The organism is Paenibacillus sp. FSL R5-0623, from assembly GCF_037974265.1.
In the GTDB taxonomy this organism is placed as follows: domain Bacteria; phylum Bacillota; class Bacilli; order Paenibacillales; family Paenibacillaceae; genus Paenibacillus.
On record NZ_CP150233.1, the window covers coordinates 5,138,308 to 5,155,046 of the forward strand.

At 43.9% G+C, this 16,739-nt stretch carries 21 protein-coding genes; 2 read left to right on the forward strand and 19 right to left on the reverse strand.

The genetic code is table 11. The features are described from left to right. Positions 1–63 precede the first annotated feature (63 nt). From MKY92_RS22575 to MKY92_RS22610, 8 genes are all read right to left on the reverse strand, one after another. The gene (locus MKY92_RS22575) at positions 64–411 is read right to left on the reverse strand and encodes a hypothetical protein (RefSeq protein ID WP_339297721.1); all 348 of its coding nucleotides are present in this window, start codon (positions 409–411) and stop codon (positions 64–66) included. A gap of 134 nt (positions 412–545) precedes the next feature. Then, entirely contained in the window at positions 546–1,397 is an 852-nt protein-coding gene (locus MKY92_RS22580; protein ID WP_339297722.1) for an aminoglycoside phosphotransferase family protein, read from the reverse strand. A gap of 59 nt (positions 1,398–1,456) precedes the next feature. Beyond that, positions 1,457–1,936, reverse strand: a complete 480-nt coding sequence (locus MKY92_RS22585; RefSeq protein ID WP_315371695.1) for a DinB family protein — start codon at positions 1,934–1,936, stop codon at positions 1,457–1,459. 841 nt (positions 1,937–2,777) lie between these two features. Then, positions 2,778–3,299: a cysteine hydrolase family protein gene (locus MKY92_RS22590; RefSeq protein WP_339297723.1), complete on the reverse strand. Its 522-nt coding sequence runs from the start codon at positions 3,297–3,299 to the stop codon at positions 2,778–2,780. A gap of 30 nt (positions 3,300–3,329) precedes the next feature. Beyond that, a complete protein-coding gene (locus MKY92_RS22595; protein ID WP_339297724.1) occupies positions 3,330–3,752 on the reverse strand; it encodes a hypothetical protein in 423 nt (140 codons plus the stop codon). Positions 3,753–3,793: 41 nt separating this feature from the next. After that, complete coding sequence (locus MKY92_RS22600) at positions 3,794–4,339, reverse strand: GrpB family protein (RefSeq protein WP_339297725.1); 546 nt, start codon at positions 4,337–4,339, stop codon at positions 3,794–3,796. 99 nt (positions 4,340–4,438) lie between these two features. Further along, complete coding sequence (locus tag MKY92_RS22605) at positions 4,439–4,915, reverse strand: hypothetical protein (protein WP_339297726.1); 477 nt, start codon at positions 4,913–4,915, stop codon at positions 4,439–4,441. Positions 4,916–4,987: 72 nt separating this feature from the next. Beyond that, positions 4,988–6,478 carry a glycoside hydrolase family 43 protein gene (locus MKY92_RS22610; RefSeq protein WP_339297727.1) on the reverse strand — a complete coding sequence of 497 codons (1,491 nt, stop codon included), beginning with the start codon at positions 6,476–6,478 and terminating at the stop codon, positions 4,988–4,990. Between the two features lie 180 nt (positions 6,479–6,658). Here MKY92_RS22610 and MKY92_RS22615 point away from each other — a divergent pair, with 180 nt between their 5' ends. Beyond that, entirely contained in the window at positions 6,659–7,564 is a 906-nt protein-coding gene (locus tag MKY92_RS22615; RefSeq protein WP_339297728.1) for an ArsR family transcriptional regulator, read from the forward strand. A 66-nt stretch (positions 7,565–7,630) separates the two neighbouring features. Here the strand turns inward: MKY92_RS22615 and MKY92_RS22620 are convergent, their stop codons facing one another. The 11 genes from MKY92_RS22620 to MKY92_RS22670 all read right to left on the reverse strand — a co-directional run bounded on the left by MKY92_RS22620 (position 7,631) and on the right by MKY92_RS22670 (position 15,158). Beyond that, on the reverse strand, positions 7,631–8,158 hold the full coding sequence (locus MKY92_RS22620; RefSeq protein ID WP_339297729.1) for a DinB family protein: 528 nt from the start codon (positions 8,156–8,158) through the stop codon (positions 7,631–7,633). A 15-nt stretch (positions 8,159–8,173) separates the two neighbouring features. Then, positions 8,174–8,323, reverse strand: a complete 150-nt coding sequence (locus tag MKY92_RS22625; protein ID WP_165790026.1) for a hypothetical protein — start codon at positions 8,321–8,323, stop codon at positions 8,174–8,176. A 34-nt stretch (positions 8,324–8,357) separates the two neighbouring features. After that, entirely contained in the window at positions 8,358–9,107 is a 750-nt protein-coding gene (locus MKY92_RS22630; RefSeq protein ID WP_339297730.1) for a metallophosphoesterase family protein, read from the reverse strand. Continuing rightward, positions 9,104–10,048, reverse strand: coding sequence for a GNAT family N-acetyltransferase (locus tag MKY92_RS22635; protein WP_339297731.1), 945 nt, complete (start codon positions 10,046–10,048; stop codon positions 9,104–9,106). Before MKY92_RS22635 ends, MKY92_RS22630 begins: the two co-directional genes overlap by 4 nt. A gap of 151 nt (positions 10,049–10,199) precedes the next feature. Continuing rightward, entirely contained in the window at positions 10,200–10,901 is a 702-nt protein-coding gene (locus MKY92_RS22640; RefSeq protein ID WP_339297732.1) for a DUF1361 domain-containing protein, read from the reverse strand. A 41-nt stretch (positions 10,902–10,942) separates the two neighbouring features. Further along, the gene (locus MKY92_RS22645) at positions 10,943–11,371 is read right to left on the reverse strand and encodes a GNAT family N-acetyltransferase (RefSeq protein WP_339297733.1); all 429 of its coding nucleotides are present in this window, start codon (positions 11,369–11,371) and stop codon (positions 10,943–10,945) included. 17 nt (positions 11,372–11,388) lie between these two features. After that, positions 11,389–11,844, reverse strand: coding sequence for a GNAT family N-acetyltransferase (locus tag MKY92_RS22650; protein ID WP_339297734.1), 456 nt, complete (start codon positions 11,842–11,844; stop codon positions 11,389–11,391). Between the two features lie 26 nt (positions 11,845–11,870). Continuing rightward, entirely contained in the window at positions 11,871–12,281 is a 411-nt protein-coding gene (locus MKY92_RS22655) for a GNAT family N-acetyltransferase (protein ID WP_047843998.1), read from the reverse strand. Positions 12,282–12,409: 128 nt separating this feature from the next. Next, on the reverse strand, positions 12,410–13,636 hold the full coding sequence (locus MKY92_RS22660; protein ID WP_339301883.1) for an amidohydrolase: 1,227 nt from the start codon (positions 13,634–13,636) through the stop codon (positions 12,410–12,412). A 220-nt stretch (positions 13,637–13,856) separates the two neighbouring features. Then, the gene (locus MKY92_RS22665) at positions 13,857–14,411 is read right to left on the reverse strand and encodes a methylated-DNA--[protein]-cysteine S-methyltransferase (protein WP_339297735.1); all 555 of its coding nucleotides are present in this window, start codon (positions 14,409–14,411) and stop codon (positions 13,857–13,859) included. A 42-nt stretch (positions 14,412–14,453) separates the two neighbouring features. Beyond that, the gene (locus tag MKY92_RS22670; protein WP_339301884.1) at positions 14,454–15,158 is read right to left on the reverse strand and encodes a DNA alkylation repair protein; all 705 of its coding nucleotides are present in this window, start codon (positions 15,156–15,158) and stop codon (positions 14,454–14,456) included. A gap of 190 nt (positions 15,159–15,348) precedes the next feature. On the opposite strand from MKY92_RS22670, the gene mgtE reads away from it, so the two are divergent. Further along, positions 15,349–16,719 (forward strand): magnesium transporter, encoded by a 1,371-nt coding sequence (gene mgtE, locus MKY92_RS22675; RefSeq protein WP_339297736.1) that lies wholly within the window; start codon positions 15,349–15,351, stop codon positions 16,717–16,719. Positions 16,720–16,739: the final 20 nt, after the last annotated feature.

The following is a 16,739-nucleotide window of genomic DNA, read 5'->3' on the forward strand; positions in this document are numbered from 1 at the left end:
AAGGTGTTTTGTGATCGGATGTTCAGTTAAATTCAACTCATGTACCAAAGAGGGTATGAAGTGTTACAGCTTGTCCACCTGTAACAAGGTCAACTGTTTCACTGTGCATGCCGGGTTAATTTGCTCCTCGGACAGAATGTTCAGCTTGATCAGGCTTTTCAGCTTATGACTGTCTACCTTGGACAACAATCGCCAGATGTCCGGGTCTGGAAGAGAAGCATACAGCTTCTGATCATCGTATTCCTTCCGGTTCTGAAGCACTGTTTTCACGGTGTAACCACCAACCTGCGTCTCATAGACCCCTTGTTCTGCACAATACGCGACAATCTCATCTCGTAGTACAGACAACTGCTGCTCAATATCTTTTTGCTGCTGCTTCAGGTCAAAGTAAGTTTGTACTTTCTGCTCCATATCGATCACGCTCCTCTACTATCATAGGTATGCGAGGATCGCTAGTTTAGGACTGGCTGTTTATTTTATTTGAAAAAAGTGGTCTTGCTATTACTTAATCGTATACTGTCTCATTGTGTATCCCCGTATTACGATTACAGCAGGTGTTCATTCAAATATGGATTATGGATAGCCATACTGTGAACCCTTTTCATTACATCTGGTCCCATGGGTACATCCCCAACGCGTCTTAACAGAATCCAGCGCAGACAAGCTATTGCTCCAAAAACCTGCTCCTCCTCCAACGTGTACGTATAACTTGCAGAACGTGCAAATTGAGCGTGATACATCTCGCCGTAACTTTCCCCATTATAGATGGTGATCAGAAACACAGACCATGCCATATCGTATCTTGGATCACCATACTGCCCATTAGTCCAATCGATGATGGTGTAATGGTCGTCCATCTCAAGAATGTTTCCCAGATTATAATCGCCATGAATCAAACGGTCCTGTCTGATCTGGACCTGCTGAATCAACTGTGCCAGAAGATCATTTATATCGTCATGTAATTCAATTTGAGGAAAAAAGTATTGAACAAAATCGTACCTGAATATGTATTCTTCATCTTCTACAGCACTCACTTCATTCACCGGATAACGATGGACCTCCATTAATCGCTCAACCAAATGTGTCAGTTTGGTTTGTGTTAATTGGGTAATCGGCTTTCCATCATAGCTCGTTAACAGCACTTGATTCCCTTGCTCGTCTAATCCCCAACCGTAGGGTTTGGAAACACGAATTCCACTTTGATAAAGCTTGGACAATAATCGATATTGTTTGGCGATATCCGGTTTGGAATCCTTGTCCCAGACTTTCAATACGTACCGCTGATCTTCCATTTCAATTCTCATCACACTTGCTTCCAGTCCAGGTGGCAAGGGAATGATCTGAACCTCCTGTTCAATCACCTGCTGGATACGTTCATCCAGTTCTATCCAATTCATCTGGCTAAGTTGAATTATCATCGTTTCCCCTTCTTCCATGTTATGAACGCCTCTCCTGGTTAGTCAGGTATAATCAGGCCTTTGCCAATGACATTAGCGGATACCGGCTGCTTGCCCAATTCTCTGGCCCATACCGACAGCTGTCCCATATGGTGAATCTCATGGGCGATCACATGTCGCATAACTTCTCCCCATGAATCTGTACTGGCCTTGCCAGCTGAGCGATGATCGATATAAGCTCTTTTTTCCATACTCGAATCCCAGGCTGTAACAAATGCCTCTACATCAGGACGTAACTTGCGATCGAGTCGCCTTACCGCCTCAAGATTCTGGTAGTTTGCAAAATCTTCTGCATCATCCGGTTTGCCCTGAAGCAACTGAAGCCAGCTCCACTCTACATCAATGATATGAAATAATGTTTGTAATATGTTGCCTACTCCGCCCGTGCGAGGCCGAAGCAATTCTTCAAGCGGTACATCTTCACACCATACATACCATTGCTCACGCACCATCCAGTTATAACGAAAGAATGTTTCCATTGGTATATTCCCCTTTATCGATGTTTTTCATAGAGATTTGATCAATTCTGTATTGGCAAAGGTATCCTCCGAATATTTACACTTACCACTCCGATGACAGAACAACCTTCCGATCGCTGTTATCCCCAGATTTTTTTGATTCATTTTATAATGGGAAACTCCGGGGATAAAGGCGAACACTTCGCTTCTTCAGGTTTTTTCTGTCCTCTTCGTTTCGTGTAAATATTCTGTTGAATTTATTTAGTTAATTTCTTTTTTATATACAAGATTACATGAATACCTGCATAAATAAACAGGACATTGAACAAATATAGAAGTACGTTTAAATGGATGCCAGATATAAACCAGATTGTTCCGTCCGAGTTGGCATAATGATAATCCGTAAAGAATCGGATCGGGAAACCATACTCTGTTCGGAGCGGTCCATCTTCAGTATGTAAAGTTCCAGGAATACATAGGATGGCTAATACAGCAAGCCAGGCTGATAGATTCATTATTCTTTTGTTAATCGTCAATACATCTCCCCCTTATTCAACACTAACGGTATCTTCACCAAAATACGTCCCTTCCAACTTTTGATCCATAAAGTCTCTTAAGTCCTTTTGATCAAGTATATATTTCGAATCTCTATTAAATCTGCTTTTTCTGGATACAATAATCTGTTTCCGAACGTGTGCTCCACCGTCGCCTGTCCTGGTGTACACGACTATGCTCATCTCTGTGCTTATCACTTGATTTCTCGAAATCGGCTTATTTGGATCAGGGTTATTCGTGATTAGAAAATACAGAAACATGATTGCCGCACCTATGAAAAACCAGAATCGCCTACGTTTTCCTAGCATTACAGCGCATTCTCCGTATCCACCACGTTGGCAAACAGTCTCAGTACCGTATTGTGATGTTCAATAATCTGCTCCGCTTGAAGCGTCTTTGAATTCCATGTGCTGTGCGCATCTTGAACCAGATTGACCGTGTAACCCAGACTGTACGCTCTGCGGCAAGTCGTGTCTACACATACCTCGGTCTGCATACCCGCAAGAATCAACTCCGTCACGCCATCTTCTTGCAATTTCAGATGCAGATTGGTTTCGTGAAATGAATCCGGTGTCTCCTTTTCGATCACGAGGTCACCAGCAATCGGTGTGATGGACGGATGAATGGCCCACCCTGAAGTTCCTCGTTCCAGTGGACTGCCTCCCCCTTCGCAGTGCTGGATATATATGATGGAATGCCCTGCTTCACGTGCCTTGGCAATTAACATCCGGATCTTCTGAAGCAATCGTTCTCCTTGATATACGGGATCTGCTTCATCAAACATCGCTACCTGTACGTCAATAATTAGAAGTGCACAATGCGTTGTCATTTTGCTTTCCTCCTGACAAATCCATTTAATTCAACTCTTTCTTCTTTGCTTTTTTAACAAAACTTCCAATCCCTTATCAATCAATACAAATAGGACAGCGGCAAGAACGCCAAATAAGGTCAGAACTAACGTCTCTTTGAAATCCAAGATTGCTTCTCCTGCGCCCATGACCAGATAATAAATATACATACCTAAAACTCCAGCACATGCATAACTCAATAGCCTCGTACTTAGATACAATACATGATTGTCGAATTGAATTCGGCTTAGCAGATAGTCCACCAATATCGATAAAGGTAGCCCGATCAATACGATCAAGGGAGTCGCGTATACCAGATAAATAAGAATGTAAAAATCAAAACTGTAGGATTCATTCATCGATATGAGACTTGCAGCCAAAGTAAAACCAATGATGGTTAGAACGGTTGTTATCAGCTTTCTTCCCATATTCATCTCATCACTCCAATACAGTTATCTCTATTCATTGGATGTGCTCATGCGTCAGATTTTGCCGGCTGCCATCCGATTTCTTGAGACCAACGATGTGCTCTCTGTAATATACTCCACACCATTGGTCCTTTTCCTTCAACATATTTGGGACGCTCATCTTTATACAGTGACATGAGTCTGTGCTTTTCTTCCGCATAGTTCAAACAATCTTCTGGGTGTTCTCTTAAATAGTCTCTGAACAGCAAGGTCATCTGCTCGGAGAAACTGCCTACCTGTCTAACGTGTATATGTATCCTTCTGCTTCCGGGTACTTCACGAAAGTAACGTTTAGTCTTATCGGGATTTTCTGCTCTGAATACAAATCCGACTGTTTCGATCTCACGTTTGTAGTCCAACAGATTCTCATAATTAGAAACAGATATTTGTATATCTATGATAGGTTTGGCGTCTATTCCAACAATTGAAGTGGACCCAACATGGTCAATCCGCACGGCCTTTTCTCCTAACGCTTCTCTTAATTTCGAACCCGTTTCGAGAAACAAATCATGCCATGCCGGGTCATACTTTGCAATTCTCCATTGATCCTCCATACAACTCCTCCTTGGTTATCCAATCAAACTATATAATTAAATAACACGTTCTTTTAACCTTTTGTTACATGTAGATTATTTAGTGATGCCATATAGAGATCATGCAAAATCATCATTGTTTATCCCTAGTTCTATTTGGTTTTGGGATTCAATCATATATTCGTACACATCATCAATTTCTGTTATCCCTTTAATATTCTCTTTTAACAGTTCAATAATTAATTGATTATCACTCTCTCGCATCTTTATATCTTCCATATAATTATCGTTATAGTCGTTCATAAAATCTAATTTGTTCTTATAAAACCGAAATCTTTCCAACACATAAATTTCTTTAAGATTAATAAATAATGCTATAAAATCCTTAAGGTTTCTGGCCACTAACGTTACTTGATTCCCAAATGCCGTAGGTTGAATAAAGATAATAGGCGCTTCTTCCAAATCACTAATGAATCTGTTGAACGTGAAAAAAGCAAAATGGTCACCATCTGCCCCTGTTCTTCCAAATATGATGGCATCATCTGGCGTACAATAGTATCTATCATCATCATTGTTAAAACTAATATAAAACCCCACATAGTCATGAAGGGTCGCATCATGTTGTTTACGTAAAAAAGAGAAGGACCCATAGGCCCTTCCCTTAACTTCTTAATGATAATCACACTTGAAATTTGTAAACTCAGCTGAAGCATTTTGCCCGCTCGCGTATAACCCAATAAGTACGCCTGTAAAACCTCCTGCCACCTCCGATGATAGGTATCTCGTCTGTGCCGTGCCCAGCAGAATCTCTTCACCATCTGCTTTAAGCAAGAAGCTGTAACGTTCCTGACTTGACCGGATGACCAGCGTTGCATGCTGTTTATTTCCCAGATCCACTTCATGTTCTCTCGATTTGATATCACCGATATTTAGACGCTCGATCACCTTATAACCGTCCTGTTGCCCACGAATAGCCACTTCATAATGATGATTCTCATCCATGTAGATCGTGATCCCGGCTTCTCCACTCGTCAGACTGACATCAACTGAAATTGTTGCATTAAAATCTTTTTGACGTAGCCCGATGAACGTTGGGGATGCCGGAACGTCCAGCGTTACATCGGTTCCTGTTAGCGTAAGCTTATCTGATTCAAGCTGATAATGCTCTGTATTTGGATGACGAAGGTAACACCAGTCGAGGTTCCAGTCTGTATTTGCAAACGTGTAATTCTTCTTATCCTGCTGGATCACCGTTTCAGGAATACGATTAGTCTCAAAACTCGTCAGCGTTGTACCTTCATGTCCGGCTGTAAACCATCCGTCTTCACCAAACGTAATCGGAGTCAGAAATACTTCTCGGCCCAGATGATGGTACGTAGCCCATCTGCCGATCTGTCGGAATCCCAAGTGGAAAAGCCACCAGTTCCCCAGATCATCCTGAACCAGATCACCATGACCCACACCCTGTAACTCATACCCGCCCAGATTGCGATTGGTTAGAACTGGATTGTGCGCATAGGCTTCGAACGGACCCGAAGAAGAAGTTCCCCGAGCATACGTAACCATGTGACCATACTCCGTGCCGCCCTCAGCAGCAAGCAGGTAGTAGTATCCGTTTATTTTATACAGATGTGGGCTTTCCAGATATCGTCCACCTGTTCCGTTCCATATCGAACGACTCGAGGTCAGTTTGCGACCAGTTTCAATCTCAAGCTTACACTGGACAATTCCGCCAACGCCTTCATCATCCACGCCATTACTCATAAACAAGGTTTTACCATCTTCAAAATACAAATCGGGATCAATCCCGCCTTGATCCACATAGATAGGCTCAGACCATTCTCCGTAGATATCGTCCGTCCAGACATAGAAATTCTGATGTGTTGTATCATTCGTTGTGACCATATAAAAACGCCCGTTATTGTGCCTGATGGTTGGGGCAAATACACCCCCGGAGCTGTTCACCGTCTCAAGTTGAAACTGGCTTTTACGAGTCAGGCAGTGACCAATCTGCTTCCAATTCAGCAAATCCTTGCTTTCAAAGAGCGGTACGCCCGGAAAATATTGAAAAGAACTGCACACCATATAGTATGTATCGTGCACCTTAATCACACTAGGATCTGGATAAAAACCTTTCACAACAGGGTTATTGTATTTCATTACTCCACTCCATCTCTTATCATCAAATTCATAAATATAAGAATTCAACTTCGTAACAACTAAAAAAATTAAACACCATCGGGCGTAAACTTGCAATGAATATGGTTTGCATCTTGGAGCTAATTTTATTAAATTAATACATATGTGATTTTAGAAGATTGAGGGTAGGGAGTTGTACAGATGATCAAAGCAAATGGGGAGCCCCAGTTCCTTCCTTTATATGAGGCGCTGGCAAGCGAAGTCAGATGGAGAATCATGGACATGATTGCAGATCGCGAAATGAATGTGAAGGATATTGCCGCAGTATTAGAGCTTAGCCCCTCCATTGTCACGATGCATATTCGCAAACTGGAGGATGCGGGTCTAATTGGGAGCAGACGAGTTCGGATCAACGGAGGCACGCACAAATTATGTTACCTCAAGCAAAATCATATTGAGATCGAGCTGCCATCCGCAAGCCAAACTTCACGAACCAGAGAACAGACGATAGCCGTTGGACACTACACTGCTTTTGATATTCACCCTACCTGTGGGCTAGGAACACTTGAGAAAGAAATCGGCGTCTGGGACGATCCACGTTACTTCCTTGATCCTGAGCGGGTACACGCCGCTATCCTGTGGTTTGGGAAAGGTTATGTAGAATATAAAACACCTAACTTTGTACTTCCCGACCAGACAACCGATGCTATTGAAATATCGATGGAACTGGCGTCTGAAGCTCCGGGTTTACGGGATCATTGGCCTTCGGATATTAGCTTTACCTTCAATGGTGTTTCTCTTGGAACGTGGACAAGCCCTGCCGACTTTGGCAGAGCAGCACGCGGCAAATATACGCCGGAATGGTGGCATCGCAATGTGAATCAATATGGTTTATTGAAGACCATCCGCATTGATGCCTCCGGTACGTATATGGATGGTGAGCGGATGTCAGACATTACTCTGAAAGATGTCAAACTAGACGAACCGTTCTGGACGCTTCGTTTCACAGTTGACGAGGAAAGCCCCAACGTAGGTGGATTAACAATCTATGGTGCCGGTTTTGGTAACCATGATCAGGATATTGTTATTCGTGTACTTCAGATCTGAAGCAACCGCTGAGGGGAGGTGGTGATATCATCGGATCTGGCATTAGAAGAATGACCTGTCTATGTGTTAGCAATCATTTTGTGTTTGGAACCACTTTCTTAGCTGATTAATATGAGCTTGATGATACCGGTTATGGTCAGCCATATGCCATAATCCCCAACGTACCGTAGCTTGCTTTTCGTTCTTATGTCCAAAAGTAACTACTCGATCCAGATCAGAGTCTACTATGTGTGTGCATGTTTCATTCAGAAGTGCTAGTACACCATCATATTGAAAGATAAGTGTGTCTCGTGACACACCTTGAACCAGCGGAAGTCTATTATTTTCATCGATCATGGGACCATATTGCTCTATTAATGGCTGAGGAAGGACAGCTCCCTTTATTCTATAAACCCAATTGAAATCAACGAACGTAATATGTCGTATTAATTGAGCCGTACTATTAAACTGGTTCTTTTCCCCTTTATAATCTACCTCTTCTTGCGACATACCTTCTGTAATTGATTTAAGTCTTTGGCTATTTTCTGTTACAGTAGAAAATAACATCCCTACAACTGGTGACATGTTGGCTTCACCTTGTAGATCGTAAATCATAGTCATCCCTCCTCTTTACCCTCGTTCTTTCAACAGGTCCTTAATTTCCCTTAACTCTGATAATATTTCTTTGGTGTGCTGGCTATTTTTTGAGTTATCTATTCCAACTTTCACAACATAAATACCGAGGAACAGATACACTACCAACATAATGATCATTCCCATGTACATCTCTCCTTTCCAAAGTAGCAGCACCTTGCTATGAACGTTTACTGCCGTCTATATCCTCTCTCTCCAACTGATTTCCATGGAATGCCTTCAAAAGAAAAGCCCGATCCGGAACGTTCAACCGTTCATACGATTTCAGATACTCCCTGTTGTCATATGGAACGCCAATGAATTTAACGTCCACTTTGCCCTCTTGGAGATCCACAATGCCATATCTAGCTATGGCAAGATCGTTACAGCCTAGAGCGCCCGGATTCATATATACTCTTTGATCTGTCCTATAATAATGAAGAATATGATAATGACCAAAACAAACCAAATCATGGGCCGTCCCCTGATATCTTGCATCCAATTTGGTCCTGGATGGTTCTTTATCGATGACATCCAACTTGTCGTTGTTCATATGATAGTGAGTCAAAAGGAACCGATGTCCTTCTACCTCTTTTTCAACGAATTTCGGTAGAGCTTGAATTTTCTTGATCGATTCTGCACTCAAATGCCGACCAATCCATTCGTGATGCTCGGCCATGCCTTTGTGCCCTTCTAATGGACCCTTATTTTGAAGCAAACTCAATACGGCCTCTTCGTGATTCCCTGAAATTGCTATCATATTTTTGCGGCTGTACAACATCTCGATCACTTCATTGGAGTAAGGGCCAATACCGATCATATCCCCCAAGCAAAATGTATGCTCAATGTCTTCTCTGGAATCGATATCAGCCAATACCGCTTGCAGCGCAGGAAAATTCCCATGAATATCGGTTAAGATGGCAACCTTCATTGTGATTCCTCCTCAGGAATATACATTGTCTGAATCTCCTGCACACCCGGAATAAAGCCCAGATTCAGATACACGGACTCCGCATCATTTCCTTGCATCACATACAATCGTAGAACGGGATACTTACCTTTAAGTTCATTTAATGCTCTCTGTAACATCAGTGTAGCAAGCCCTCTTCCTCTATATGCCGGACGAACACCTATGCTATACACAGCAGCCTGATTATCTTGCAAGCACAAGCGACAATTTGCAATAAGCTGTCCCGTTTCCTTGTCGTATACTAGCGTGGACGCTTGGGTCAGAATGTCATTGGTATAATTAGGGTCATCGCTTGGTATAAAATCTGCAAGCGTGGTATGTTTTCTTCGTGTAGCTTCAAGACTTCCTGCAAAACTCTCCAGGTCACATTGAGCAATCTCATCTTCATTCACATATGTTCTAGTGCCGGTTTCACTTTCAATAATCTCTGGACTCTTCACGGTTACCCTGCTGTCCCATTCGATTTCAAAATGATCTGTAGGCCGCTGCATCCAGCGACATCTGAACTCCACTGGCCAGAATCCAGCTCTTGCGTATAGATCAACTTGGTCTGGAAGAGTCTCAAAGGTCAGAATGCGTTTCGTGCGATCCGACCACTGTAATAATTTATGCTTCAGAAGCTTCAACACATCAAAGCACTGCTGGAATGGAGGGATAAAAAACAAATGATACATCCGGTTAGGCTCCATTCTCACGCCACCTATTTTGCTTTCCCCCTTGTAAATCCAGTAGGCACTGATCTTGGAAGAACTGAACTCTTCTTCCCTGAAAAATCCGACATAACGCATATCATAATAAACCGTGCAATATAATCCCCATTCGGCAAAATCAGCTCTGCGAATCGAATATTCATCCGACAGATCATATTGAAGTATATCTATGGACCATTCTGTTAAACTCATACGTAATTCCTCCTCAATTCTAATTAAACGGTAAACAATCAAATCATTTTTCTATACGCCACCCCGTGAACATGAATTAACACATGCTGTGTCTCCATACGTTCGAAGAAATCCAACATGTCCTTCAGACCCTTATCCTTTCAAATGGAGATTAGTTGCCCGACCTTGCGGTTAGCAAAGATACGATAACGTAGCCAAAAAGTTGAACCGTAAATACAATGGCGACAAACTCAACCATTATACTGTTCGCTGCATTAAAATCATTCACAAGATCCACAAAGATCTTCCCGGGCCGGGATAATACATCCCACGAATTCCAACGATTAAATCTCCCAATGTAGACCCCTATACTGCTCAATAGCAAAATAACACCGACAACCATCATGCTAATGTACTTATTTACTAATTTGTTTAACATGCCGTGGATTTGAATGATCGAACAAGTCGAGAGCAGCAATCCGATGATCGCTACGGCAAACGTCAGGGTGAGTCCATACCAAAAATCAATATTAACCCAAAATCTAACCTCCCCTTGAGCATCAAAATATCTGAATGAATGCAGAATCTCCGTAAAAAGGTAGGCCGCATTGGGCAGAAAAAAGAGCCATACTCCACATATCAGCCCCATACATATCATGCTCGTTGTGGTTAATTTCTTATTGAATATGTATCTAATGCAGGATGAGATGATGAATGGTACCCATGCCAGGAACATATCCCAACTTAAAAATCGATACATATTTGTATCTGTTTGGGCACGTAAATACATCACAACACCTAGACAACAACAAGTAGCCACGAGCAAGGTAACGATGAGTCGGAGATCTTGAACTGGATGTTTGTTATCTTTCATTTCTTTGCTTCTACTTCCTTTTCCTTGATGAATGTTATAAGTTATAGATACTTTTTAAATGCCTTGCTGGATTCTCCGTCGTACCCCAATTTCGTATAAAAGTGATGTGCTTCATGTCTGGATGATCCGCTCGTAAGAAACACCTTCATACAATTTTTCTGTACACATATGTCTTCCACATATTTCATCAATTCAGAACCATATCCCTTGCTCTGCACATGTTCCGTAATAATAACCCGCTCAACTACACCCAATGGTCTATTTTCCACCAAAGCATCCAGACAAATATGTAAATGAGCCGTGCCGATCACCTGATCACCTATTTCATACACAAACAAAAAACTGTTTGGGTTGTTCCGAACTTCTTCAATGCGCTCTGCCAGTACCTTCGTGTTTAAGTTGTTCGGCAATAATTCTGTATATAACCTTTCGATAACCGCTGCATCTCTAGCTTCTGCCTCTCTTATCATCAAGCTTCCCCTCCCTGTTACCTCACTTGATAATTTAAAATGATATCACCGTTGTCTTCAAACTCTCCCGTTTCTTGAAACCCGATACGCTTATACAGCGCATTTGCCGCAATGTTATGTGGAACATGGGATACCCTGATTTGCTGGCAGTCACTCCTCTCTTGCAACATACGAACCACTTCTTGAATGGCAAGTTTGCCGTAACCCTTCCTCTGGTACTTCTCATCAATCATGAAGCGCAGAATCCAGTAATACCCGTCATTGTAGATCTCGTTATCAAATAAAATAAAACCGACCATCTGATCCTCTGCCAAAATGCCGTATGGTTTGGACGTAATCTCCTTCGTCGCATGGATCAATGAATCAGCATTGCTTGCGACCAAATCCAGCTGATCTTCCCGTGGTTTAAGGTGGATGCACTCAAGTTCATTTTCTTTGGTTATAGGTTGTAGGCTTACTTTTTTCACATCCACAATCCTCTCTCCTTACAGCTTACTTACTAAATTTTCTTGATCAATATAATCTCCAAAGGTTGTGTATCCAGCAACAGAGCCCCTGCATCAACATACCCCAACTTTCGATAGAAATGTTGGGCATGTTCGTCTGATTGCGTTGAAGTCATCACCGTATCAAAGCCTTGTTGCTTCATTAGATTTTCCCAGTGATGTACCACTTTTTTGCCATATCCGCCGTTTCGATAGGGTTCATCAATCCAGATCATATTCATGAAGGGAAGGTTGTCCCAAAAGTAACCGTACCTCATCCATCCAACTCTTGATCCCTCGTCCTCGTCCCATAGGATGAATATTTCTTTCTCACTAATCTTCGTTTTCACAAGTGGCTGATGGATATGCCGATCTCTTTCAATGATATAGTCGTAGTCAGCTTCCGTTGCATACTCAATCTTCATTTGTATTACTCCCTTCATTAACTACGTCCATCATAACCCAAAATGTGGTAGTTGCGAACAGTTCTTTCCTCTTTTTCTCCCATGCCAAAAAACCACGGTTTCCCGTGGCTGCACCCGCTCTATTTTCCTCAATCCGCTGTTGATCCGCTGACCAATTGCCCCTTGTACCATACGGCCTGCCGCGCAGATCGCCGCGCAACAGCTTCCGCCGAACAACTCGCATGCACCAATACAAAACTCGCGGTGTCGCCTACCTTCGGCCAGACTTGTTCCCCTTGTGAATCCAGCGGTGTAATCCCGCCTGTTACCCATGCCAAAGATTGAGACAAGGACAGTTCGTCGCTATATCCGTACAGTTCTGCGAATCGTCCCGCTTTCTCAAGCAGATCCCCATTGCCAAAAGGAGACCAATGATCTGTCAGGCTGTCTGTGGCCAGTTTCACGTCCACGCCCATACGGCGGAGCATGGGAAGAGGCATCATCATTCTGCCAATGGGCACCGTGGAAGCAATGCTCATTCCGAGCGAGGCCATTCGCTGCGCCATATCTTCTGCTTCCTGCTGCTCTGCGTGGGCGAACCAGAACGCATGACTTACCGTAACTTTACCCTGAAGCCCTGCTGCTTCGGTCAGATTTGCGAGTTCCAACAGCGTTTGTTTGCCAGCCTGCCCGCCATCATGCAGATGAATATCGATGCCCGCCTGGTGCTGAACAGCCAGTTCAACCATGGCGTTCAGTGATTTCTCGATCTGTTCGTCCACCGTATGGGGATCAAGTCCGCCCACATGTGTTGCCCCTTCCTTCATCGCTTGGCCCATAAGCTCCACTGAATGGGAGCGAAGAAGTCCATGCTGCGGGAAAGCCACGATCTCGGAAGAGATTTTGCCCGAAAATGATTCAAGAGCCTGCCGCGTCGCTTCCAGTCTTTTCAAGCCACTGACGGGTTCAATATTGCAATGACTACGTACATCAGTGGAGCCGTACCCCTGGATCAAGGTCAGAATACTTTCCGCTTGACGCTGGGCATCTGGTAGCAGTTTGGGCAACAGAACCTTCTCTTCTTCAATACGTTCGAAAATACTGGAGATACGCTTAACGGCTGTCCACGGCCCATCGTAGTAGGTTTTATCCAGATGAATATGTGCCTCCTCGAACGAAGGCAGCAGCAGAAGTCCCTTTCCATCTACTTGTGGTAGATCGCTAGACAGCGGGTTGTTTCCTTCCACAATCTCCGCGATCACTCCATCTTTAATCCGCAGATGAGCGGGGCTTGTCCGTGTCCCCGTCACCTGTTGCCCTTCCCAAATATAACTCCGCTCCACAGTCACGTTTGTTAACCAATAAGCCTGCTTCATCATGTCATCCCTCTTTTCTTACCCGGCATTACGTCCCCCGGATACCGATTGATCTATGATCCATGGTACCATACGGTTTCACCGGGCAAAAATACGTAAAACGTTGGTGTTCCATATGCGGAACGTTTGCATTACTCTACCTCAATACATGCAAAAAAAAGGCACAATGAAGTGCCTGCCCTGTCCATATCGCCTTAATCTTCTTGGTTCCCCTCTTCCATTAAAAATGGAACCGCGCATGCCCTCCATCGGTCACGCCTTCAATCTGTTCGATATCCAGCAGTCTGCGCTTCATCTCCAGGCCTCCACGGAACCCGGTCAGCTTACGATTAGCCCCTATAATGCGGTGGCAGGGTAACAAAACCGGAATTGGATTGGCCCCATTTGCAGCACCAACCGCTCGCACAGCCGATGGTCTTCCAATCGCAGCAGCTATATCACCATAGGTCCGAATTTCACCGTAAGGCACACGCCCTAGCTCTCTCCATACCTCCTGTTGGAAGTTCGTTCCGATCAAGTCCAGTGGGATGGTATCTGTATAAGCCATCGTTTCCCCTGCAAAATACGACTGCAACCAGTCCATCATACCTGTTTGTTTCAGAGCATGCTCGTTCTCTTCCAGTTCCACGCCAGGTGCAACTTTCTGTATCCAGCCGTTCCAATCCTCCAATGTTTCGTTGGGCATGACCACTCGGCACAAACCCTGTTCCGTAGCGAGCAGTACCCATGGACGACCGTCCAACTGCATCGTGGTGTACATCAACTTTTTTCTCATTCGTTTACCGCCCTCTCCCTGGTGGAATGCTTAATGCTAGAACTAGGAGGTAATCTGCTTCTTCACCTTACGTTTCATACTGCGGATGATCTGCTTGCTCTCTGGATCAACGCGATAAGATTCCGTGATTTTCTGAAGTGCCTTATTATACGTAAAATCGTCCAAGGTATTATGCTTCAGATAACGCATAGTCACCTCAGGTTGTTTCACATAGGCCATTGAGATGGCCCAAGCAACCGCCATTTTGACATAATACGCCTCGTGACTAATCTGATCCAATACGGTCAGAACCTGATCAATATATCTCTCATTCAGATAAAAATTCAACAGCATTACCACGCCAAACCGAATCTCATATTCCTGATCTGATTTCAGATATGGCTGTAAGAACGCCCACATGGACTCCGAATGGACCTTCGTATATTTCAGTCCCGCACAGAAGCTATCACACACCGACCAGTTGTCAATCTTCGGTACAAATGTTTCAATAGCCTTTAACAGTTCGTCCAGATCAGCCTGGACATGTCCAATGACCATTGCTTGCAACATCACTTCTTCAAAATATTCATCCTCTGCCGTTTCCAGATACGTGCGCCAGTCCCCGGCGGCAAGTTGCTTGGCAATTTTTCGTAAGGCTGGCAACCTTACACCTAGTACATTCGTGATATTGGGAATAAGTGCAGCCGAGAATTTCTGATACTCCGGCTCAACCATGCTGAGCAATTGTGTTTTGATATCCACTTCCACTAGCGCATGTCCTCCTCGTCTGTTGCTGTACAACAAGTATATCCTTGCAGCGGCTGTTTGTAAGCCCATATCGAATGTTTGAGCAAGATTACAATATCATTTTGGGTATTCTCTTTTTTCTCCATTTGTTTAACCGCCAACCCATTTCGTTTAAAAATATGAAGCTGACCGAATAGAAAGGAGTGTCGATATGAACAGACCTCATACCAAGAAAGATTTCTCCGTGGAGGAGATCACCGAACAACTCGTGCAACATGTGCAATCCCGGAACCTTCCCGATTTCTATACATTGGTGAAAGAACTGCATCCCTACGACCTCTCACTCGTATATAAAAAGTTTCCTGAAGAAGAAACCAATCGGTTTCTGCTCCTGTTCAAACCCGATGCTCTGGCGGATCTCGCCGAGACACTGAAGCTGCACGAACAGATTCAACTGTTTGAACGACTTGGGCCGGAACGAACACTTGAAGTCATGCAGCAGATGGACAAAAGTGATCTGATTCGGTTCATGCACGATTTGCCTGCCAAACGCAGAGAAGAATTGCTGTCCAATATGAACCTGGATCACTCTGCCATTATCCGATCCGTGCTTAATTACCCGCCGGAGACGGCAGGACGCATCATGACAGATCAATATCGGACCCTGCTCGCTCATGAGACAGCCAAGGAAGCCTTACGACAATCGCAAGGTACCATGCATATCTCAGCCTCCAGTTATCTCTATGTAACCGACAATGAAGGCAAACTGGTCGGTGTCGTGAGTTATCGATCCCTTGCCTTGGCTGACGATAAGACCCAGGTTGAAGAACTGATGACCCGGCGGGTGATCCACGCAACCGTAGATATGGACCAGGAAGAAGCAGCGCAGCTTCTACAGCGTTATGAGTTCATTGCACTTCCGGTGGTGGATGAAAATCACAGATTATGCGGTATCATTCAGATGGATGATGTCATCGATATTATTATGAATGAAGCAAGTGAAGATTTGGCCAAGATGGGTGGTGGCGGTAAAGATATCGACTTTGATACCAAACCACTCGTGGCCGTCAGACGCAGGCTTCCTTGGCTCATCTTGCTACTATTGATTGGATTAATCTCAGGAAGTATCGTGGATTTTTTCGAAGATACATTGAATCAGGTTGTAGCGCTGGCATTTTTCATGCCGATGATTGCGGGTATGACGGGGAACACAGGGACGCAGTCTCTGGCTGTTGTGGTACGTGGATTAATCGGACGCAAACTCGACAAAGCCACCGTACTCGCACTGATTGGTCGGGAGATCAAGGTAGGCATAATGATTGGCTTGGTATGTGGATTGCTGATTACTGTCATCGCTTATTTCTGGCAAGGGGACTGGTTACTCGGCGCCATTATTGGGGTATCTCTGTTCCTCACTCTTGTCATTGGTACACTGACCGGTACATGCATCCCGCTTCTACTTAGTCGTTTCAAAGTCGACCCGGCTGTTGCCTCTGGCCCGTTAATCACCACATTGAATGATATCTTGTCCCTGTTTATCTATTTTGGCATCGCCACACGTTTCCTCGATGCCTTGATGTAAATAAGTTGTGCGTACAACAA